This window comes from Nocardia coffeae (assembly GCF_019890715.1).
GTDB lineage: Bacteria > Actinomycetota > Actinomycetes > Mycobacteriales > Mycobacteriaceae > Nocardia > Nocardia jiangxiensis.
On record NZ_JAINZY010000015.1, the window covers coordinates 132664 to 153583 of the forward strand.

20 protein-coding genes and 1 pseudogene are annotated in these 20920 nt (G+C 64.3%); 12 read left to right on the top strand and 9 right to left on the bottom strand.

Annotated elements, in window-relative coordinates; all coding sequences use genetic code 11:
- Positions 1-11: 11 nt before the first annotated feature.
- Both K7711_RS38160 and K7711_RS38165 read left to right on the top strand, forming a co-directional pair.
- Positions 12-1463, top strand: coding sequence for an MFS transporter (locus tag K7711_RS38160; RefSeq protein ID WP_222976166.1), 1452 nt, complete (start codon positions 12-14; stop codon positions 1461-1463).
- A gap of 85 nt (positions 1464-1548) precedes the next feature.
- Positions 1549-2247: a DUF8020 domain-containing protein gene (locus tag K7711_RS38165; protein ID WP_222976167.1), complete on the top strand. Its 699-nt coding sequence runs from the start codon at positions 1549-1551 to the stop codon at positions 2245-2247.
- A gap of 264 nt (positions 2248-2511) precedes the next feature.
- Here K7711_RS38165 and K7711_RS48065 read toward each other — a convergent pair whose 3' ends face one another.
- Positions 2512-2940 (bottom strand): MarR family transcriptional regulator, encoded by a 429-nt coding sequence (locus tag K7711_RS48065; protein WP_222976169.1) that lies wholly within the window; start codon positions 2938-2940, stop codon positions 2512-2514.
- A gap of 198 nt (positions 2941-3138) precedes the next feature.
- Here K7711_RS48065 and K7711_RS38175 point away from each other — a divergent pair, with 198 nt between their 5' ends.
- A complete protein-coding gene (locus tag K7711_RS38175) occupies positions 3139-5025 on the top strand; it encodes a hypothetical protein (protein WP_222976171.1) in 1887 nt (628 codons plus the stop codon).
- A gap of 114 nt (positions 5026-5139) precedes the next feature.
- On the opposite strand, the gene K7711_RS38180 is transcribed toward K7711_RS38175, so the two are convergent.
- The 3 genes from K7711_RS38180 to K7711_RS38190 all read right to left on the bottom strand — a co-directional run bounded on the left by K7711_RS38180 (position 5140) and on the right by K7711_RS38190 (position 7715).
- Positions 5140-5901 (bottom strand): SDR family NAD(P)-dependent oxidoreductase, encoded by a 762-nt coding sequence (locus K7711_RS38180; protein ID WP_222976173.1) that lies wholly within the window; start codon positions 5899-5901, stop codon positions 5140-5142.
- 79 nt (positions 5902-5980) lie between these two features.
- On the bottom strand, positions 5981-6817 hold the full coding sequence (locus tag K7711_RS38185) for a mycofactocin-coupled SDR family oxidoreductase (protein WP_222976176.1): 837 nt from the start codon (positions 6815-6817) through the stop codon (positions 5981-5983).
- A 70-nt stretch (positions 6818-6887) separates the two neighbouring features.
- Entirely contained in the window at positions 6888-7715 is an 828-nt protein-coding gene (locus tag K7711_RS38190; protein ID WP_222976177.1) for an SDR family NAD(P)-dependent oxidoreductase, read from the bottom strand.
- A gap of 402 nt (positions 7716-8117) precedes the next feature.
- On the opposite strand from K7711_RS38190, the gene K7711_RS38195 reads away from it, so the two are divergent.
- The 4 genes from K7711_RS38195 to K7711_RS38210 all read left to right on the top strand — a co-directional run bounded on the left by K7711_RS38195 (position 8118) and on the right by K7711_RS38210 (position 11343).
- Positions 8118-8678: a nuclear transport factor 2 family protein gene (locus K7711_RS38195; RefSeq protein WP_222976180.1), complete on the top strand. Its 561-nt coding sequence runs from the start codon at positions 8118-8120 to the stop codon at positions 8676-8678.
- Between the two features lie 24 nt (positions 8679-8702).
- A complete protein-coding gene (locus K7711_RS38200; RefSeq protein WP_222976182.1) occupies positions 8703-9473 on the top strand; it encodes an enoyl-CoA hydratase/isomerase family protein in 771 nt (256 codons plus the stop codon).
- Positions 9474-9483: 10 nt separating this feature from the next.
- Positions 9484-10236, top strand: coding sequence for a 3-oxoacyl-ACP reductase FabG (gene fabG / locus K7711_RS38205; protein WP_222976184.1), 753 nt, complete (start codon positions 9484-9486; stop codon positions 10234-10236).
- 69 nt (positions 10237-10305) lie between these two features.
- Positions 10306-11343, top strand: coding sequence for a phosphotransferase family protein (locus K7711_RS38210; RefSeq protein ID WP_372460230.1), 1038 nt, complete (start codon positions 10306-10308; stop codon positions 11341-11343).
- 50 nt (positions 11344-11393) lie between these two features.
- On the opposite strand, the gene K7711_RS38215 is transcribed toward K7711_RS38210, so the two are convergent.
- Entirely contained in the window at positions 11394-12626 is a 1233-nt protein-coding gene (locus K7711_RS38215; protein ID WP_222976189.1) for a CaiB/BaiF CoA transferase family protein, read from the bottom strand.
- A 518-nt stretch (positions 12627-13144) separates the two neighbouring features.
- On the opposite strand from K7711_RS38215, the gene K7711_RS38220 reads away from it, so the two are divergent.
- Genes K7711_RS38220 through K7711_RS38230 form a run of 3 tightly spaced genes read left to right on the top strand, consistent with a single transcriptional unit; the run spans position 13145 to position 17364 of the window.
- Positions 13145-14857 (top strand): tannase/feruloyl esterase family alpha/beta hydrolase, encoded by a 1713-nt coding sequence (locus K7711_RS38220; RefSeq protein WP_222976191.1) that lies wholly within the window; start codon positions 13145-13147, stop codon positions 14855-14857.
- Between the two features lie 36 nt (positions 14858-14893).
- Complete coding sequence (locus K7711_RS38225) at positions 14894-16240, top strand: alpha/beta hydrolase domain-containing protein (RefSeq protein WP_222976193.1); 1347 nt, start codon at positions 14894-14896, stop codon at positions 16238-16240.
- A gap of 26 nt (positions 16241-16266) precedes the next feature.
- Positions 16267-17364 (top strand): phosphotriesterase family protein, encoded by a 1098-nt coding sequence (locus K7711_RS38230; protein ID WP_222976195.1) that lies wholly within the window; start codon positions 16267-16269, stop codon positions 17362-17364.
- 533 nt (positions 17365-17897) lie between these two features.
- On the opposite strand, the gene K7711_RS38235 is transcribed toward K7711_RS38230, so the two are convergent.
- Both K7711_RS38235 and K7711_RS48070 read right to left on the bottom strand, forming a co-directional pair.
- The gene (locus tag K7711_RS38235) at positions 17898-18524 is read right to left on the bottom strand and encodes a transposase (protein ID WP_222976197.1); all 627 of its coding nucleotides are present in this window, start codon (positions 18522-18524) and stop codon (positions 17898-17900) included.
- Positions 18525-18588: 64 nt separating this feature from the next.
- A pseudogene (locus K7711_RS48070) lies at positions 18589-18783 on the bottom strand (transposase); the annotation flags it as partial.
- On the opposite strand from K7711_RS48070, the gene K7711_RS38240 reads away from it, so the two are divergent.
- Positions 18691-18885 carry a hypothetical protein gene (locus K7711_RS38240; RefSeq protein ID WP_222976200.1) on the top strand — a complete coding sequence of 65 codons (195 nt, stop codon included), beginning with the start codon at positions 18691-18693 and terminating at the stop codon, positions 18883-18885. The pseudogene K7711_RS48070 and the gene K7711_RS38240 overlap by 93 nt on opposite strands.
- A gap of 139 nt (positions 18886-19024) precedes the next feature.
- Here K7711_RS38240 and K7711_RS49425 read toward each other — a convergent pair whose 3' ends face one another.
- Positions 19025-19504, bottom strand: coding sequence for a DoxX family protein (locus K7711_RS49425; protein ID WP_222976202.1), 480 nt, complete (start codon positions 19502-19504; stop codon positions 19025-19027).
- Between the two features lie 52 nt (positions 19505-19556).
- Positions 19557-20225, bottom strand: a complete 669-nt coding sequence (locus K7711_RS38250; RefSeq protein ID WP_308015133.1) for an SDR family NAD(P)-dependent oxidoreductase — start codon at positions 20223-20225, stop codon at positions 19557-19559.
- 144 nt (positions 20226-20369) lie between these two features.
- Here K7711_RS38250 and K7711_RS38255 point away from each other — a divergent pair, with 144 nt between their 5' ends.
- On the top strand, positions 20370-20756 hold the full coding sequence (locus K7711_RS38255; RefSeq protein WP_222976204.1) for a winged helix-turn-helix transcriptional regulator: 387 nt from the start codon (positions 20370-20372) through the stop codon (positions 20754-20756).
- The last annotated feature ends 164 nt before the right edge of the window (positions 20757-20920 follow it).

The following is a 20920-nucleotide window of genomic DNA, read 5'->3' on the forward strand; positions in this document are numbered from 1 at the left end:
AGGTCCGTCCGATGAGCGCCCCGGTCTGCAGACCGCCGAACATCGCCGCGAGGCTCGATCGGCTCCCCATCTCCCGGTGGCATTGGAAACTTGTGGTGCTCGTGGGACTTGCGACGTTCTTCGATGTGTACGAGGTCTATATGAGTGGCGTCCTCGGCGGTGTCCTCGCCGAACCGTGGCGCCTCACATCATTCAGCAAGTCGATCGTTGTGGGCGCACCGTTCTTCGGGATGATCTTCGGCGCGATATTCCTCGGCATGGCCAGCGACCGCTTCGGCCGACGGCAGATGTTCATGTACAACCTCGCCGCCTACTCGTTGCTGTCGATCGCCTCGGCCTTCTCGACCGGTGTGCAGATGCTGGTCACGTTCCGATTCCTCTCGGGCATATTCCTGGCCGCGGAACTTGTTCTCGTCGACACCTACTTGAGTGAGTTTCTCCCGAGGCGAGCCCGGGGCCGTCTGATATCGGTCGCCTACGCTATAGGCTTCCTCGCCGCACCCATCGTCGCCGGCCTCGGCGGATTACTAGTCGTCAAAACACATTTCGTCATCGAGGGCTGGCGCTGGATGCTGCTCGGCGGCGGCCTGGGGGCCCTGGTGGTGTTCTGGCTGCGCCGCAACCTTCCGGAGTCTCCACGGTGGCTCGCCGAACGCAACCGTCCGCAGGACGCGGATGCGGTTGTCTCGCACGTGGAGCGAGAGATCGAGCGGCAGACCGGCCGGACGCTGCCCGACGTCGGCCGCGGCGCTTATCAACCGGTGCGGAATATTCCATTCAGCTCGATGTTCCGGCCGCCTTATCTCAGGCGCACCGTCATGATGTGGATCTTCCAAATCACTCAGACCGTGGGCCAATACGGCTTTGCAACGCTCGGCACACTCATCCTGGTGAGCAAGGGATACACCGTTTCCTCCTCGCTGCTCTACACCGCGCTGTCGTTCATCGGTGCGCCGGTCGGTGCACTCCTGGCTGTACCGCTGGTCGAGCGACTGGAAAGAAAGATCCTAATCATCGGAGGCATGGCCATCATCGGTGTCGCCGGCATCGTCTTCGGCAACTCGACCGATCCGACAATCATCGTTATCGCCGGCTTCGCAATCACCGTATGCAACAGCGTCGTCAGCAGCGGCTGGCACGTCTACCAGGCCGAACTGTTCCCCACGCAGGTGCGCAGCACCGCAGGCGGCGTGGCCTACTCGCTGTCCCGCCTCACGGCGGGACTACTCCCATTCCTCGCACTGCCGATCCTCGACCATTTCGGTCCGGCCGAGGTCTTTATCGCCTGCGGCGCGATCATCGCGATCACCTGCCTCGACCTGGCAATCCTCGGACCACGAACGAACGGCCGCAGCCTCGAGGACGTGACCGAGAACAGCCACCACCCGACATCCGACTCGGCGCTGCAGTTCGCAGTCGACGCGAGCAGCACAGCACCTGACGCGAAGCCATTGTCCACCTGACCATTTTTCCTCGCGGACCCGGCACAGACACCGCCCGGCAGCGGCGCTGCACTGCACTAACCCTGACGACGAAAAGGTATACCCGATGAAAATCAACAAGTTCGCCGTTTCCACCGCCCTCGTGTCGGCAGCCCTCGGCGTCACCAGCGGAACGGCTCAGGCCGCCCCTGCGACTGACGCCATCAATTACAAGGCGACCACGACCGAAAAATCCACGATCATCTCGACCGATGCCGGGTCGATGGATGTGGAGGACGGTGTATTCAAGATCAAAGCAGCCAACGGCACCACGCTGGCCGGGGCAGATCTGAAGTTCCGCGTCGATAACTTCGAGTTCCCGATCACCGCAGATATCGCCGGGCACACCGCGACGCTGACTCCGCAGTTCGATCTGCAGCATGCGGTCTACAAGCCGGTCGACCTGCCATACCAGGAAACCGCGCCGTGGAAGACACCCTACGACCGTGAACAGGCGGCCTGGAACCGGATGCGTGACACGATTGGCTCCGGAGCCACCATCGGCACCCTGGTCGGCGGACTCGCCGGCGGCGCTGTGGGTTGCGTGCTCGGCGGTATCGCCGGTGCCACTGTGTCGGCGGCCGCCATCGTCGGCCTGTTCGGCGCCTTCATTCCGGCCGCGGCCATCGGCTGTCTCGGCGGCATCATCGCTGTCGGCGCGCTCGGAACCCTCGCAGGTCAGCTTCTGGTGACCGCGCCAGTCGCGGTCCTGGCCGCCATCCAGTACTTCACCACCATCAACCAGCCGTTCACTCCGGCCAAGTAAAGCGACGTCAATCACGTCCAGCTACGTCGACCTGTCCTGGAAGCCGGAATACGTCTCGCGTGTCGCCGAGAAGCTCACCGAGTTCTTCATCAAGAATCTCTAGCTAGGTCAGCACGCTGGCCCCGTCCGTCGAGATCCGGCCGAAAGGGCTATCCACCTCATGCCGCTGTGAGCGGATAATTCTCTACGTACAAGAATATCGTCGATGAAACCAGAGAGTGCTGCTCCAGCGCGGACGCGCTGGTCCTGTCGGCCGTTGCGCGGTCAGGACCGGTCGGGGAGCAGCAGATCGGCTAGCTCGGTCAACAGCGCCCGCACCCGCCGAACTGCGGCAGGATCTCCGAGCGCGGCCACCAGAGCATCGTTCAGACGCGGTGGCGTGCGGCGCGCGATGGCCTTGAAGAGTGCATCGGTCGGGTAGACGAGGGTGCGCCGGCGATCCCTCGGGTCGCGGTCGGTGGCCAGCATCGCGCTGTCGACCAACCGTGCGACGCAATCGGAAACATGCGACTGGGCGAACCCGGTCCGCATGGTGATCTCGCCGACCGAACTTCCCGGGTGGTCGATCACGTCGTCGAGTACGGCGATCTCCCCCTCCGGGGGCAACTCGTCGGCGTCGACGGAGTCGAGACCGGCCTGCCGGGCCAGCTCGATCAGGTGCCTGCCCAGCCGATGCAGCTCTCTTCCGTCCACAGCACTCCAGGCTAGCCCCAGCACCCCTGCCCCGGTCACCGCAATATCTATCAGTAGCGATAGATTGTCTTATACATATCGCTACTGATAGATATTAGGGAAAACCGTTAAGGATCAGTCATCTCGTCTATTGTCCTTCGAGACCTCAGTTCTAGGTGTCGGGAACCGGCATTTCATAGGTAGGTGTTCATGAGTCGTGTGACCTCAGTTCGTCACAACCGGTCACGCCGAGGGCGATGGCAGATCGCCGTCGCCGCGCTCTCGGTGATGGCGGCATGTCTGTCTTGGCAACCCGCGTGGGCGCAGCCATCCGCCACGAACGTGGTGACCGTCAACCCGCCCGACCAGCTGCATATAAGGCCCGACATCGAGGAGCTGCCGGTGCCGCCGACAGCGCCGTCCACCGCTGCCGGATCGTGCACGGCCGCAGTCAATCCGCACGGCACCGGCTGCCTCAGCGCCGCCTGGGGCGCCCTGGGCGCGGTCGGCACGTACTACCCATCCAGCGACTACGTGATGGTGGGCGCGGTATTAGCCGGCGCACCCACCACTGGGGCCACCGCGATCTACAGCGGCCCGCAAGCACTGCTGGTGCACACCGACGGCAAGACCTTCCCCAACGGCGACGCCTGGAAATGCCTGACTTGCGGTGTGGCCTATCCGACGAACTCCAGCGCCAACAATAACAACTTCACCTATCCGATCAACGGTTTCCACGACGGTAAACGTGCCCTGGCGGGCGCGGCCGTCATAGACTGCGGGCACTACAAGTTCTCCGATGACATGTGCACCCCGGCACAGATGCATGCCTATCCGCTGTACTGGGACAACGGCACCGGCAAGGTCGGCCAGCTGCGCGAACCACGCCTGAACCCCGACGACACACATATCGGCTTCAGCTACATGCCCCCGTCCACTACGGTCCTGGCCGAGTACGCCTTCGCCGGCGCCTTGGCGTTCGACCAGGCGAACAACCGCTATGACATCGACAACGTGCGCACGATGTACAACCCCATCCCCGCATTCGCGCCGTACGTTGTCCGGGGCAGCACTCTGAAGTTCAACCCCGCCGGGATGATCGGCGAATTCCGCGGCTGGACCGCCGACGGCCGCTCCGCCCTCGGCATCGAAGACTACGACTCCGACAGCATCGACCTGTGGGCCACCGACAACACCACCGGCGCCTCTCACCCACTCACCCACCACGCCGAATACACCGACCCGAACTTCCCCTCCCCCAACGGCAAATACCTGCTCTCGGAACAGGTACTCGGTTCCGGCCGACTGGATTTCGTCTCCGGCCTGCAGGGCATCCCGCCACTCACCGATCAGCTGTCGACCATCGGTTACGTCTCCGGTATCCGCAACAACGGCCAACGTCGATTCTTCCTACCGTGGCTGGTCGACCTCGGCTCCGGGCACAGCGAACAGGTCAATGCCGGTGCCGACCCGAACTGGAACGCCGCCGCCGACCCGGCCTGGCTGTCCGATAGCACCGCCGCGGTCTGGGCGGAGAACCTGGTCACCACCCCCGCCTGCGGTGGCAGCAACCCTCTGCCCTGCCCAACCTCCGCCGAACCCGGCGGCCGCCATAGCCGGGTCATGATCGCGCGGTTCGACGGCCTCGCCCCAACCTCGGCACCGCAGATCCCCAGGGCGCCGGACATCACCTGGGGTCTGGCTTACCATCCCGGCGACCAGCTCCCGATACCGAAGCCACTGCCCAGCGGGACTTACACGGTCGACGGCACCAAGGGGGGCGAGGCCAAGGTGGTGATCACCGACGACGCAACCAACGCGCTGATCACCGAGATCCAGGTCGCCTACACCGACTTCCGCAACGACGCCGGAATGACGGTCAACGGCACCGAGAGCGTCGCGCGTCGGTCGGACAGCGAGCTCTCGGCGGTCACCTTCCATGAGAATCTGAAGATGTCCGGTGCTCACCACGGCACCAAGGTCACCAGTGAACCCGGCGGCTTCACCCTGTCACCGGCCGTGATGGAGAACAACTTTCAAGCCACCGGCACCATGACGACGACCATCGACGGGAAGACCTACATACAGCCGGGCAACGGCGACTGATCCGAAACAGCACGGCGGCTCCGGCAATGCGCGCACGGTCGCGCTGCCGGAGCCGCTCGGTGACCAGAGGTTTGGTGGAGCAGTTCCAAACAAAGAAGGGCCCCTGGCAGCAGCTCAGCGGGCGACGTATCCGCCGTCCACCGGTATCGCGGTCCCGGTGATGAACGAGGACTCGTCGCTGGCCAGGAACAAGGCGGCTGCGGCCAATTCTTCTGGCATACCCCACCGGTTCAAGGGTTGCGGCGGAATCAAGTCCGCCGGCGGCGTCGGGCTCTCGCTCGCCCCGGCCAACCCGGTCCAGGCCATTCCCGGGCAGATCGCGTTGACTCGCACTCCTTTCTTGGCGAAATCGAGCGCGGCCGCCTTGGTGATCTGCACGACGCCGCCCTTCGACGCCGAGTAGGCCGCCAGTCCCTTCCAACCGACCAACCCGGACGCCGATGCCGTGTTGATCACCGATCCCCCGCCTCCTGCCAGCATCGCCGCGATTCCGTATTTCATGCCGAGAAAAACGCCCTTGAGGTTCACCGCGACAACACTGTCGAAGTTGGCCTCGTCGATCTCCGTGATCGGACCACGCTGGCCACTGAAGCCGGCGTTGTTGAAGAGCACGTCCAGCCGCCCGAACGATGTCACGGCGGTCCTGATCATGCGTTGCACGTCACCGGAATTCGACACATCGACGTGCACGCTCACCGCATTCTCGCCGATCTCCGCAGCCGTCTTATCCTCCTGGCCGCTGATGTCCGCGCACACCACTCTGGCCCCCTCGGAAGCGAACAGGACCGCGCTGGCGCGGCCTATACCGGAACCGGCTCCCGTGATGACCGCGACCTTCCCTGCGAGCCGACCACCGCCCTTCGACGCCTCGTTCATCGGGCAATACCTCTTTCTGTCATGGCGAGTGGTGCCCGGCGCAATACCCACGCTGCCCCGGTGATCCATTGCGTCGTAGTCACTTCAGCATCCCTCCAGCATCGACCGGCAATGCGACGCCCGTGATGTAGCGCGCCTCGTCGGAAGCGAGGAACAGCGCCGCATTGGCGATGTCCTCCGGCTCCAGCCACGGCGTCGGCAACACATGGGTCTGCTGAGAAGCACTGGCGAAGTCATCGATGGTGGGGTTCTCCAGATCGGGACGGAACATCCGGAAGGTGGGCTCGTTGAGCGTCATCGGCGTACCCACCTGACTTGGGCAGATGGCGTTGACCCGGATATTCTTCGAGCCCATCTCCAGGGCCAAGGTCCGCATCAACCCGATCACACCGTGCTTCGCAGCGATGTAATGACCGATGTGCTCGGCACCCCTCAGGCCGCCACAGGAACTGGTCAGGATGACCGAACCGCCGCGTTTGCCTACGATGATGTGACCGATCGCCACCCGCACGGACACCCAGACCCCGGTCAGATTCACGTCGATCATGTCACGCCAGGTCTTCTCGTCCATGCGGTCCAACCGGGTGCCATCACTGGCGAGCCCGGCGTTGGCCACGATGATATCCAGCCGCCCAAGCTGTTTCACCCCGTCGTCGACTACAGCCTGCATGGTGCCGAAGTCGCGCACGTCGGCCTCCACGGCGACGATGCGGCGGCCGTACGCCTGGACCTGTGCGACAGTTTCAGCCAAATCATCCGGTGTCGACATCGGAATCTTGACGCCGTCGAGCTGTTTGCACACGTCCACCGCGATGATGTCGGCGCCCTCCTGCGCCATGCGCACCGCATGCGCGCGCCCCTGCCCGCGGGCCGCACCTGTAATGAAGGCGACTTTGCCTTCGAGTTTTGCGGTCATCTGACTACTCGCTTCCTGATCCACAGATCGGTATCAGCCGACGACGGTGCGTCGACGTTGATGTGAAAGGTCATGACCGAGCGCCAGGACTGGCGACACGCTGGGCGTCCTCGCGGAATCCGGCGCTCATCATGTCCCGGCTGCGGCGACGCCGGTCCAGCCATTTTTCGTTGACGGCCCGATTCTGTTCTCCAACGATGAACACCGGACCGGCGTCGAGGTTCGCGATGATCTCCCGGGCCGCCGTCTCGGAGGAAATCATTGTCCGGGAATCGAATTCGATGCCGCGCCGACGGTTGGCCGGCGTATCGGTATATCCGAGGATGGCACATGCGACGTCCACGCCGTGGGGCTGCAACTCCGCCCACATGCTTTCGGCGAAATTGACCTGGAATATCTTCTCGGCCGAATAGACGGCCACCGTGGGAGCGCCGACGATGCAGGCCAGCGAACCAACGACAACGATCCCGCCTCGGCCTCGATCGCGCATCGCCGGCGCGAATTCGTACACCATGGACAGCGGGCCAATGCAATTGAGCCGGACCTGGTTGTGCCAGTACTCGTAGGGCTGCTCGAGTAGCGGAACGGGATGACTGGCCGCCCCGGCGTTGTAGATCACTAGCCCAACCTCGAGTCCGGCTGTCGACTCCGCGATCGTCCTGCCGATCACGGGATCCGCCGTGAGATCGAGCGGCAACTCCCGCACCTGGACACCGTGGCGGTCGCGGACACCCTCTGCAATCTGTTGCAGCAGAGCTGCATTACGGGCGATCAGGACAAGATTCACGCCCGCCGCACCCAGTTGGTCCGCCAGGCTCGCGCCGACGCCCTCCGAGGCTCCGGCGATGATCGCCCACGGACCGTATCGCCGCGCCAATGTAGACGCCGATGTGCTCAAGATCCTGACCTCCAGCTGGTGAGAAACCTGTTGTCGCCAGTCCGCTGATCCACGCGGCGATGACCGTGGCGGCGCTGATGCACCGGTCGCGATGCGCCGACATCGGGCCAGCAGATGCTGAACTATCGACCAACTATTGCGTAAACATGCTTAACACCGCAGTCCAGAAACGGTCAAGGGCAGATGACTCTAACCAGGTGGTGAGCGGTACTAGAGTGCTGGATCGCACCAGACACTCTTGACCCTCAAGTCGAAGCAATGCTAAGCATACGGTCAACAACACTTCGAACGATTCGATCGGCAACCGCCGGAAAACGTCGGTCCGGGGAAGACGATCACACTGCGACCACTACCCCGCAGGCTGTCGACCTCGGACCTGGGCGACCAGAAGAGGAGATCACAATGACCAACGATGACGACCTGGCACAGCTGCGCCGCGACGTTCGATATCTGATGGACCGCACGGCCATCCTCGATTGCATCGCCAACAACGCCCGTGGCTGCGACCGTCACGATGTCGAGTTGCTCACCAGCTCGTATCACGCCGACGGCTGGGACGTGCACGGTAACGCCGTGCGATCCGGCCCGGACTACGCCGACTTCATGAACCCGATACACGACGGCGCCGGCCAAGCGCACACGCACAACATCACCACCCATGCCTGCGAGATCGATGGGGATACCGCGCACGCCGAGAGTTATGTGCTGGTCTTCCTGCTCGATCACGAGGGTGCGACCACCACCACACTCGGCGGGCGCTATCTCGATCGGCTGGAGCGGCGCGACGGGGCCTGGCGAATCGCGGTGCGACGGTGCACCGTCGAGTGGGTGCTCACCGGCGACGCCTCGCTGCTGGCGGCGGAGGGATTCAAGAAGCAGGAGTACTCGAGGGGCTCGCAGAACACCAGCGACCTCGCCTACCAGCGGCCGCTGGAGGTCGACACGCCCAGCGAGATCTGGTGATACCGACTACTTCTGGAGTTTGCCATGTATGACATGCCCGATGAAATCCGCGTCGACGCCGATGGCCCGCTGCGGATCATCACACTGAATCGTCCCGATAATCTCAACGCGGTCAACGACGATCTGCACCATGGGCTGGCCAGGCTGTGGCCGCAGCTGTCGGCAGATCGTTCGGCTCGGGTCGCCGTACTTACCGGCGCCGGCAAAGCCTTCTCCGCCGGTGGCGATTTCGCCTACCTCGAAGAGCTCCGTCAGGATTCCGAGCTGCGGACGCGCAGCATCGCCGACGGCCGAGACCTGGTGCTGGGCATGGCCCGATGCCGAATCCCGGTGATCGCAGCCGTCAACGGCCCGGCCGTGGGTCTGGGCTGCAGCTTGGTCGCACTGAGCGACCTCGTCTATATCGCCGAGACCGCACACCTGGCCGACCCGCACGTGCGGGTGGGGCTCGTCGCCGCAGACGGCGGCGCGCTGGTCTGGCCGCTGCACACCAGCCTGATGCTGGCCAAGGAATACGCGCTCACCGGCGCGCGCATCTCGCCGGCCCAGGCCCGCGAGATGGGTCTGGTCAATCATGTCGTCACCGATCCGCTGACGGAGGCATTGGCCTGCGCCAAGCGGATTCTGGACCTGCCCCAGCAGGCGGTGGAGAACACCAAGCGACTGATGAACCTGCAACTGGAACGGGCAGTGCTCGCCGCCCTCGACTTCGCACTCACCGCCGAGGATCTGTCGTTCCAGACCGAGGACTTCCGCACGATCGTCGCCGGGCTCACCGCCGCCCAGAAAGCCTGAGGAAAGTCCTGTGCCCCAACGAGTTGCGATAGTCTCCGGGGCCGCGCGCGGAATCGGCGCGGCCATCGCCACACGACTGGCCGCGGATGGTTTGCGGGTCGGCGTTCTGGATCTGACCGCCGACCACTGTGCCGACACCGTTCGGACCATCACCGCGGCCGGGGGGCAGGCGGTGGCCCTCGGTGCGGACGTCTCCGACGAGGCGTCGGTAGCCGCGGCCGTCGACCTGCTGGATCAAGAACTCGGCGCTCCCACCGTCGTGGTCAACAACGCCGGTATCACGCGCGACAATCTGCTGTTCAAGATGAGTGTCGAGGACTGGGACGCGGTCCTGGGCGTACACCTGCGCGGCGCGTTTCTCCTGACCCGCGCGGTGCAGGGGCACATGATCGACGCTGGATGGGGTCGCATCGTGAACCTGTCGAGTATCTCGGCGCTCGGCAACCGCGGCCAGACCAACTACTCCGCGGCCAAGGCCGGTATCCAAGGCTTCACCAAGACACTGGCAATCGAGCTGGGCAAGTTCGGCATCACGGCCAACGCCATCGCGCCCGGATTCATTGCCACTGACATGACGGCAGCGACCGCCGAGCGCATCGGCATCCCCTTCGAGGACTACCAGGCCGCGGCCGCAGCCGAAATTCCGGTGCAACGAGTCGGCCGCCCCGAAGACATCGCGCACACTGCATCGTTCCTGGTGAGCGAAGGCGCCGGATTCGTCTCCGGGCAGGTCGTCTATGTCGCCGGTGGGCCGAAGAATTGAAATATGTTGGACAACAATATAATTGGGCCAGGCACCGATACACCGGTGCCGGAGCAGCGGCGCACCTCGATCATCGACCCGACAACAGACCCGATAGCACCTGAGGTCGATCAGGGAGCACTATCCGATTGGCTCGACGCGCTCGGGTCCGACCACCGGCAACCCTTCCGCGCCAACAGGATCGGGCTGGGCCAATCGAATCTGACGTACTTGGTCACCGATGCCGACGGCCGTCGCTGGGTATTACGGCGGCCGCCGCTCGGCCAGTTGCTCGCCTCCGCGCACGACGTGGCGCGCGAGGCTCGTATCCTGACCGCGCTCGCAGGCACCGACGTGCCGGTCCCTCGCATTCTCGGCGTCCGTCACGCCGACGGGGCGCCGATGGTACTCATGGAATTTGTCGACGGCCTGGTCGTCGATCGTATGGAGATCGCGGAGTCACTGTCACAGGATCGGCGACGCGCGATCGGAATTGCGTTACCGCGCACGCTCGCTCGCATCCACGCCGCAGATCTGAGCGCCATCGGACTGGCCGATCTGGCCAGTCACAAACCTTATGCCGAGCGCCAGCTCAAACGCTGGTCGACGCAGTGGGAACGATCGAAGACCCGGGATTTTCCGCAGCTGGACCGACTCACCGAGCGGCTGCGCGCGGCAACCCCGCAACAGCGTGAAACCGCTTTGGTGCACGGCGATTTCCACCTGCGCAACGTGATCACCGCACCGGAGACGGGGGCGATCACCGCTGTATTGGACTGGGAGTTGTGCACGCTCGGCGATCCTCTGGCCGATATCGGGAGTTTGCTGGCTTATTGGCCGGAGCCCGGCGAGCGGGGGGCAGGTAGCTTCGCCATGTGTACCCTGCCCGGCTTCCCGTCCCGTGCCGAGATCGCCGCGGAGTATCTAGCGGCGACGGGCAGAGATGCTGCGGCACTGAGCTTCTGGCATGTGCTCGGGCTATGGAAGATCGCCGTTATTCGTGAGGGCGTGTTACGCCGGGGACTCGACGACCCGCGTAACCGAGCGTCCGCCGCGACCCCGACCCGGGACGTTATCGACGCGATGATCGAGACGGCGGATCGGATTGCCACTGCGGCCGGATTCTGAGTACTACGCCCCCGCCGGATACGGTCCATTCCGTATCCGGCGGGGGCGTCTCAGCTCTTCGAGGAGTCATCGTGCTCGTCGCCCGGCCGGTACGCCGGTCCGAGCGCACCCGATCCTCGCAGTACCGCCACTTCTGTTGCGGCAAGGCCCAATTCGCTGAGCACAGCGTCGGTATGCTCCCCCAGCCCGGGCACCGCGCCCATCGTCGGCACGACCCCGCTGATGACCGGCGCCGGCAGCAACGACTGAACAACACCGGCCGGACTGTCGATCTCGCGCCAGCGATCCCGCTCCCGGAGCTGTGGGTGCTCGACCACCTCGGTGGCGCGGTTGTAACGCGAGTTGCCGATCCCGGCGTCGTCGGCAGCCTTTTGAATGTGTGCGAGATCGTGCCGGGCACACCATGCTCCGATCTCGGCGTCCAGCACCTGCCGGTGCAGGCAGCGATCGGGGTTCGTGCGAAACCGCTCGTCCTGTGCGAGGTCCGGGCGCTGCAACATGAGGCGGGCCAGTCGCTGCCATTCACGATCATTGGTGGTGCCGAGCACTACGGTCTGCTCGTCCGCCGTGCGGTAGGACCCGTAAGGGGCCACCGCGGGCGAGCCCACACCCAACGGCTGTTGATCGACTCCGGTATACCGAGCATGGGTGAGGTGATAGCCCATCATGTCGGCCATGGTGTCGAACAGACTCACCGCCACCTGCGCACCCTCGGGTCGGCCGCGCTCACGGGCGCACAGCAACGCCAGAATCGACAGTGCCGCATGCAGTCCCGTGGTGACGTCGGCAACAGGTGGCCCGGGCTTGGCCGGTGCACCCGGATACCCTGTGACCGCACAGGCACCGATCTCCGCCTGCACCAGAAGGTCGTAGGCACGCTTGTTCGACAACGGGCCCCCCACGCCGAAACCATCTATTTCGACAGAGATCAGGCCCGGGTGCCGGTTGGCCAGATCGTCCGGAGCCAGTCCGAGTCGTGCAGTGGCTCCCGGGGCAAGGTTCGACACCAGGACGTCAGCACGGTCCAGCAGCCGGTGCAGCAGATCCAGGCCGTCCGGCGATTTCAGGTCCAGTGTCACCGACTGCTTGCCGCGGTTGCACCAGACGAAGTGCGCCGCCTGCCCGTTGACTACATCGTCGTACCACCGGGCGAAGTCGCCACCGTCAGGATTCTCCACCTTGATCACCCGGGCACCGAAGTCGGCCAGCACCCGGGTACACATCGGCGCTGCGACCGCTTGCTCCAGGGCCACCACGGTGATGCCTTCGAGTAGGCCGCTCATGACCAACCTCCTTGAGGAACCCGGCCAGCCCCGAGCGGGCCCCGCCGAACGAACGGTGGCGTACGCCCGCCACCCTCACACCACCCGGACACGTATCGAAATATGGGCGAGTGCCTAACATCTGAATCGGATCATGGATAACATCGGACCGGGTCGGCAGTCAAGGATGCCAGCTTCTCAACGGGGCGCAAAGCTGCCATTTACATGCAATTTTCTTGGAAAGCAGCCCGACTCTGGCACAGTGTCGGAAGATGGACGCCATCCCGGCATGTTAGGCGATCGCCGAACTTCGTTGCCCGAGAAGACGGAGAACACATGGACGCCCTCGACACCGAGCGCAACTGCTCCACAGCAAGGCCCAGGTGATCTCGCCCGGGAGGCGCCAGGTAGTCGACAACGGGACTGCCATGGATACCACTGCCGACATGGAGGCTCGACGCGAAGATGTGCGTGCGGTACGTTATCGGGTACTTAATGGTCCACTTAAGTACCCTCAGTCATCGTGAATTAGGTGAGTTATGGAAATCGCGGAGCTGCAGGACTGTGCAGAACGAGTGTTCGCCGACGACGACCAGACGACGGTTCTGCTCGTGACCGCATTCAAAACCGGCGACCCTCTGGTGCTGACCGAGGAGCCAGCGGCCTATACGCCGTCGGCGCCGAGCGATCTGTTCCTGGTGAAGCTCGTCGTCGGACCGGGGAATCCCGGCCCGGCCGACGCACCTTCGACCTCGCCGGGTATCGGGATCGAGATATGGCTGCCCCCGAAATCGGCATGGAACGGTCGCCTGCACAACATCGGTGGACTCGGTGGCAACGACGGTGGGGCCCATTCGCTGCCTTCACAGGTCGGCTGGTTCTACGCGGCCCTCGTCGCCGGCCACGAGGGCGCGGTTTCGGCCAGCACGGACTCCGGTCACACTCCGACGAACGGCGCCTGGGGCATGAGCCCGGACGGCACGCCCGCGACGCAGTTGTGGATCGATTTCGCGCATCGAGCCATGCACGAGATGGCTGTCAAGACAAAGGCATTGGCGACGGCGTTCTATGGCGCTCCGCCCCGATATTGCTACTACGAGGGCTCATCCACCGGCGGTCGCCACGGCTACCGTCTCGCCCAGCAGTACCCCGAGGACTACGACGGGATCATCGCCAACCTGCCGACGGTCGACTTCACTCGCTGGTACCTCGCGCACCTCTACCGAGAACTCGTCATCGAACGTGACCTGGGCGGCGTCCCACTGACCGAAGAACAGCTCGACCTCGTGTCGAATGCGGCGATCCGGAGCGGGGACGTTGTCGGTGGCGAGCACCTCGGCTACATCCTCGATAACGAGGCGAGCCGATATGACCCGACGCGAGATCCGGACGTTCTGTGCACGAGCGATGGTGGCAACAACAGCTCGCAGCACTGCGTGACCAAGGCTCAGGCCGAAGCCGTCAACAAACTGTGGTACGGCGTCACCTCGGACGGGTCGGTACCGAATCCGGAGGTCGACGCCGGCGTCGGGGTCACTCTGAACGACCGCCTGTGGTACGGACTGACTCGTGGTACTTCGCTGTACGTAGCGTATTTCACCAAACGAGACCCCCGCATGCGCGAGATCTTGCGCGCGAATAAGGACAGCGGAGACTCGCCCAGTGCCGACTTCGCGGCACTCGTACTTCAAGATCCGACGATCGCTGGACCCTCCTTCCTCAACGCGACAGGCAACGGCCAGTCCCGATGGCGAGGCATGTCCTACGCGGACATGGCGGAACTGTACAAACGCGGCGCCGACATGGAATCGGCCTTCGCCGGTATATCCAGTGACAACCCGGACTTGTCGGCATTCCAGGCGCGGGGTGGAAAGCTGTTGAGCTGGCACGGCTGGAACGACGAGTCCATCCCCGTCCAGACCTCGATGCGGTACTACGACCGCGTCGTCGAGGCTATGGGAGGCCTGCAGCCCGTGCAGAGCTTCTACAAGCTCTACCTCGTTCCCGGCGGGGGGCACATGTCTCCCCACGGCACGTCGAACGAGTCCGCGAATCCCCCGATCCTGACGCCGAGTCAGCTTTACGAGCACCTCGTGGACTGGGTCGAGCATGGCATCGAGCCCGAGCGAATCGAAGTCACCTCCCCTGCCCCGACGCCCGACTCGATCACACACCCGATCTACCCATATCCGCGCAAAGCGGTGTACGTGGGCGGTGACCCACGGATCGCTGCCAGTTACACCAGCTCGTAGTACTGCAGTTTTGAAAAGCACCCGAGGAGAAGCGTCATGGACGCCGTTATCCCAGCCGAGCTCCGTCGATCACCCGACGATGGAGCGTCGTTCGTCCCGTACGGGACCGAAGCGCCTCCGCTTCAGGACTTCGACTACATCCAGGAAGAGTGGATCGCCACTGGCGATGCAGTGGGAGAGCCCTATGTGACGACCGTGCGCGTACGCCGCCCGCGCGACGCCGGGCGTTTCAGCGGGACGGTGATCGCCGAGGCTCCGCATGTCTCCGGTATCGCGCCGGTGTGGATGTACACGGCCCCCTATATCCTGCGGTCGGGACATGTCTGGGTGGAGATCACCGCGCAGAAGACCACCCTCGATATACACGTCAAGCCCTCGAATCCCGGACGCTACGAGGCCATGACCATCCCGGGACCGGACTCCGCGGACTTCGACCCGGTTCCTCGTCTCGGCAACATCGACACCGCGACGCACTTCTGGTCGGAGCTCGAACGCCGGAACCATGCCGCGAACTCGGTCCTCGCCCAGGTCGGCGCTGCGCTGCGCGCCGCGCAGGAACCATTCGGCGGCCGGTTGCTCGACCGGATCCTGCTCACCGGGCACTCACAGACCGGCAGCGTAACGCTGTACTACCTACGTGATGCCCACGAGCAGCAGCGCCTGGCCGACGGCTCGGCCGTCTACGACGGATACTTCCCGTCCGGCATGCCGTTCGATGCCGTCCGCGATATCGACGTACCGATCGTGCAGGTGATGAGCGAGGGCGATATCTCGCGTCCGGACTTCTCGTTCATTCCCGGTTACGAGGGTCGCCCGTACCGGCGCGCCGACAGTGACGAGCCCAGCGACCGTTACCGCCTATATGAAATCGCCGGAATCTCCCATATGGGAACCCGCTACGCGCCCTATAACGACGTGGCGCTATGGAAACAGCAACACTCCGATGCCGACGTGACGTTCGGCCCGCGTATCAACCGCATGCCTCACGGTGAGCTGTTCGCCATGGCACTGCACCACCTTGTCCAGTGGACGGCTACTGGCAGCGTGCCACCTCGGGCCGAGCGTCTCGAGGTCGGTTCCGACGGTTTTCTCGCCACCGATGAGTTCGGCAACGCCCTGGGCGGGGTGCGCTGCGCGCTGCTGGACGTCCCGCATTCCCGGTACCGAGCCAATGCGCCCTTTGCGGATGGCTCTCCTAGCTGGGTCTCGGTCGGCAATGAAGAACCCTTCGACCCCAACAAACTCCGGCGGCTCTATGGCGACTCGTCCGGCTACCTGGAACGTTTCAACGATCGACTCGACGAACTGATCGAAGCGGGTTGGTTCCTTGCCAACGACGCAGACGAGCTGCGGCACGAGGCCGAGCACATCGCAATTCCGTAATCCCACAGCCATAAGGAAAGACGAAGATGGCAAAGAGTATTACCACCGTGCGGGGCGAGATCGCACCCGAGCAACTCGGCATGACCACGATGCACGAGCACCTCAACTCCGACATGACGCCACTGAGGATCATCGCCGAGCAGTACAGCGTCCAGACTCCGCCACCAGCGATGCTGACCCTCACCAACGAGAACATGGCCTTCTTACGCAGCGGGGCAGCGATCTTCTCCGAAGAGAGCATGACCATCGGCGATATTGACTACACCGCCGCGGAGCTGGGGCACTTCCGCAAGGTCGGCGGGCAGGCGGTGGTGGACGCCTCACCGATCGGGCTCCGTGGCGACGTGACGCAGCTGCGGGCTGCATCAGAACTCGCGGACGTGCACGTCATCTGCGCGACTGGTCTCTACACCGCGACGACCCGACCACCCGCCTTCCAGGGATGGTCCGAGAAGCAGCAGGTGGCGCACTTCACCCGCGAGGCCCTCGACGGTATCGAAGGGTCTGACGTACGAGCGGGAATCCTCAAGTGCGCCCTCAGCGCGCAGACGCCGAACGACTCACTCAGCGAGATCGAACTCACCACCTTGCGCGCATGCGCCCAGGCCTCCCTGGAGACCGGACTGTCGGTACACGTGCACAGCGCATTCCCGATGACCGACGAACACGTGCTGGAAGGGGTTAGGGTCCTGCTCGACGACGTGGGGCTGCCCCCGGATCGCCTCCACATGATGCACATGGACTCCTTCCTACGTCCTTGGGACTCCCGCGAAAAGTACCTCCAGTCAATAGATTCAGTGAAGTCCGTCCGCACCGATTTGCTGGAGCGGGTGCTCGACCGGGGAGTCACGATAGGCTTCGACTCATGGGGGTCGAGCGTCGAGATACTGCCGCAAGATGATGATCGGCTCAAGGGCCTCATCCACCTGATCCGGAAGGGATATGACGCGCGGATCGTGCTCGGCCACGACGTGACGCAGAAGCCCGAGGGTGTGAGCTTCGGAGGCAAAGGCTTCAACCATTTCGCCCAGCTGGTTCCTCGCAGCCTCGCGCAGGCCGGTATATCGGAAGAGACCTACCATCGACTTACGGTCGACACTCCTGCGCGCATCCTCGCGCACTGACCACGAAGTCCTCACGTCATGATGGTGGGCAACCTCGAGAGCAATGACCTCGATCACTAGCTTGAGTTTTAACCTGTGCGGCGTGGTCGCGGTCCGGCTGGTTTTGATGCGCGGGTGTTGCTGGCGGTCTTGATGTGCACGTCGTAGCGTGGTGCCGGGTGTTGGTTGCGGTGCCCGGGCGGCCTGCCCGGTCCGGGTCGGGAGGGTTTCGGTGCACTGGCGGGACAGGCGATGTTCGGGCGTAGGTGCCGAAAACCTCGTCGGACACGGGCTGGTGTAAGTCGTTGCGGGGCAGCGGGTTTCTCCCACGGCCTTCTCAGGTCGGCAGCCAGGGGGCGGGCCAGGCGGAGCTGTGTGTAGGCGGCCAGCAGTAGCCAGGTCCACCGGTCGGCCGCTGCCGGGTCGCGGAGTTTCGGGCTGGTCCAGCCGAGGGTCTGTTTGAGCATGCGGAAGGTGTGCTCGATATCGAACCGGCGAAGAAACGCCTGCAATAACAGATCGACCTCGGCGGCATCCAGGTCGACGACCGAATGTCACAGCCACACCGGTTTCGGGATCGCACCGCTGGGCAGTCGTTCGACGTCCAGACGAATCACGGTGCCCTCGATCACCGGTAGCTTCCCGAGTTCGGTGACCCAGGACGAGCGGTGAGTCAGCCTGGGATGCAGGCTATTCCACGACCTGGCCACGGCCGGTCCGTAGAGTCTGGTGTCGGTGGTGGTGTAGGTGTCGGCCTCACCCCAGGTCGCCGGGTCGCCGAAGACGAACTCTCCGCCGTGGCGAGGCGGACGGCCGGTTGTGCCGGGCAGCCAGGGTGGAGCGGATCGACGCAGGACAGGGTCCGAGCGCATCCGGCCCAGCACCTGCACGGGCAGGTCGGATAGAAGGAACGCCAGCCGGGGTGCGTCGTAGCCGGCGTCCGCGACGATCCAGATGTCGGGGTCACCGGCACGCTGTTGCCCGTGGGCGATCAGGTTGCCGATCACGGCCCGCAGCTGGGCGGCGGTGACGGTGGCTGCGTCGTCCCCAGGGGCCAAGCGGACCATGTCCAACGGCGCGGTCCACGAGCTGCGACCGGTTTCCAGCGCGCATACCACCGAATACGGCCAGCCCGGAATCATCTGATGGGTGTTCTTGGCCCGGCCATAAGTGTGACACAAGATCCGTTCCGGGCAGGTATGCGCCTTCGGGCCGCAACCAGCACGTGATGTCCACCGCCGGCACCAGCCGCCGATCAGCCGCCCTGGGCAGCGGCACGCTCGCCAGCGCCCGCCGCAGCCGGTCCACATCGATCCGGCCACGGTCCAGGGCCACATTCACGCTGCCATGTCCCCGGCGATGCTCGCCGACCAGCGACAACTCCGGCAGCGACCGCACCGGCCCATCCGCGCACAACACCGCATCGACCAGATCGAACACGGCATCGGCCCGCGCGGTCACGCACCGATACAACTCCTGCCGCAACGCCGACAGGTCCCCGAACGCACCAGCACCGCCGGTGTCGTGCACACTATTCACTGAAGCCCCTGGAGTGAGTTTCCTTCTGTCGCAAGAAGAATCATCACCCAAGGGCTTCTTTCAAGATCAAACCATGGGCCATTCAGACCGGCCCCGAGGTTAAAGCTCAAGCTAGGGCATGTCCGTTAATTCTTGGCCCAGGTCAGGACCGCCGCGAGGACCGCAGCCGAGCGGTAGATGATGGCCAGTTTGTCGAACCTCGTGGCCAGTCCACGCCACTGCTTGAGCAGGTTGAAGGACCGTTCGACGACGTTTCGCCCCTTGTAGGACTCGGCGTCGAAGGCGGGCGGACGCCCGCCCGCAGAACCACGAGATTGACGACGATCGCCGTGGGGTCCTTGCACCGGGCATGGATGACGATGGTCAGGACCATGATCACGGTCAGACCGGCCGCAGCGATCGGGGTGAGTACCGACGCGATCCCCGTCCACACCGGCAGGATCAGACCGAGCGCGCCGAGCATCTCGGCCACGCCGATCAGCCGCAGCGTGCCGGTGGAGACGTCTTCTACCCACGGCAGCTTCTCGGCGAGCTCGTCCCTGGGCTGGGTGGTTTTCATCACCCCGGCAGCTGCGAACACGACGGCCAGGACCCCGGCCAAGATCCACAAGGCGACATTCACTGGGCAACTTCTTCATCCAGGTACCGGACGTGACGGCCCGAGGGGGTGTCGGTCAGGGAGTGAAGATTTTCTCGGCCTGGTCACGCTGGACATACAGGTCCCAGTACAGCGGGGAGATCTGATCCGCGGACGCGCTCGGCGTACCTTCAGGCGCGCGGTCACCGATCCACGCCCCGATGGCAACATGCGCGGCCTGAATGCCCTCGAGCACGAGTTCCTTGTGCAAGTTCAGCACCCACGAACGCAGGGCCGCACCCGCGGTGTTGATGTCACCGAGCATCGGGGTGGGATCGATCGACCCGGCTCCGGTGGTGAACAGCAACGTGCCGGCACCGGCCTTCCGCATCGCCGGCAACACCACTCCGGTGGCGGCGATCGCACCATAGACCAGGTACCGCATCTGCAGATCCACATGCGCAGCGGTGACCCTGGTGGGTGTGAGGAACTCCGGCTCGGGGCCGCTTGGGGAGTATTCGAGGACCTCGATTCCGCCGAAGTATTGTGCGGCGGCCTCGAGTGCGCCGGTCAGGGAATCGGTGTCCAAAACGTCGGCCGCAAAGCCCTTGGCGGAAATGCCTTCCGAGGAAAGAGTCGCGGCGTGTGCGTCGAGGTTGGCCTGGCTGCGGGACAACAGCGCCACGTCGAATCCGTGGGAGCCGAAGGTGCGGGCGATGGCCAGGCCCATACCGGGTCCGGCGCCAACGACTGCGATAGTAGGCACGAAGAGAACTCCTTCAGAAACGGCCTCTTCCCTGGGTGAGACGAGAAGCCAAGTAGTTACCAATGGTTCCTTGGTAACTTTGGATAACCACCCAGGGGTGGTCAAGAAGGCACTTTCGAGTGCCGTGGTTCTCTGGAGGTAACCATGCAGGTCAACGACGATACGGACCCAATCTGCGGGGAAGGTGGAACCCGGGCGAGGGAGGTCCTGGACCTGGTTTCGGACAAGTGGTCGCTCTACGTCGTGGCCGCTCTGGGGCAAGGCCCACTGCGGTTCAGTCAGGCCCGGCGGGTCGTGGCCGGGATCAGCCAGCGCATGCTCACCGTCACCCTGCGCCGACTCGTGCGCGACGGCCTTGTCTCACGCACGGTGACCCCCACGGTGCCGCCGCAGGTCACCTACTCGTTGACCGAGGCCGGGCACAGTCTGCGCAGGGCCGTTCAGCCGTTGATCGAGTGGGCTTTCACCACCGTCGACGACATCGACGCCGCGCGGGCAGCCTACGACGCCCACGTCGACGAGCAGGCATGACCACGACCCCGTGGGATTTGTCGGGAATCAACGGACACGCCCTAACACGACAGTTGTATTTCGTTGTCTCATAATCGTTTTTGCTGGTGGCGGAGTTGTCGAGCGTGTGCTTGGTGGTGTCGACGCCAGTGGCAGGCGGCGAGTGCGTGGGTGAGGGTGCGGGC

Bases quoted from the DNA above. Each gene is read 5' to 3' on its own strand.
- K7711_RS38225 (WP_222976193.1), top strand. From the start codon at position 14,894: ATGGACGCCGTTATCCCAGCCGAGCTCCGTCGATCACCCGACGATGGA.
- K7711_RS38180 (WP_222976173.1), bottom strand. From the start codon at position 5,901: ATGAACGAGGCGTCGAAGGGCGGTGGTCGGCTCGCAGGGAAGGTCGCG.
- K7711_RS38240 (WP_222976200.1), top strand. From the start codon at position 18,691: ATGTCCCCGGCGATGCTCGCCGACCAGCGACAACTCCGGCAGCGACCG.
- K7711_RS38165 (WP_222976167.1), top strand. From the start codon at position 1,549: ATGAAAATCAACAAGTTCGCCGTTTCCACCGCCCTCGTGTCGGCAGCC.
- K7711_RS38230 (WP_222976195.1), top strand. From the start codon at position 16,267: ATGGCAAAGAGTATTACCACCGTGCGGGGCGAGATCGCACCCGAGCAA.
- K7711_RS38200 (WP_222976182.1), top strand. From the start codon at position 8,703: ATGTATGACATGCCCGATGAAATCCGCGTCGACGCCGATGGCCCGCTG.
- K7711_RS38255 (WP_222976204.1), top strand. From the start codon at position 20,370: ATGCAGGTCAACGACGATACGGACCCAATCTGCGGGGAAGGTGGAACC.
- K7711_RS38185 (WP_222976176.1), bottom strand. From the start codon at position 6,817: ATGACCGCAAAACTCGAAGGCAAAGTCGCCTTCATTACAGGTGCGGCC.
- K7711_RS38220 (WP_222976191.1), top strand. From the start codon at position 13,145: ATGGAAATCGCGGAGCTGCAGGACTGTGCAGAACGAGTGTTCGCCGAC.
- K7711_RS38215 (WP_222976189.1), bottom strand. From the start codon at position 12,626: ATGAGCGGCCTACTCGAAGGCATCACCGTGGTGGCCCTGGAGCAAGCG.
- K7711_RS38160 (WP_222976166.1), top strand. From the start codon at position 12: ATGAGCGCCCCGGTCTGCAGACCGCCGAACATCGCCGCGAGGCTCGAT.
- K7711_RS38195 (WP_222976180.1), top strand. From the start codon at position 8,118: ATGACCAACGATGACGACCTGGCACAGCTGCGCCGCGACGTTCGATAT.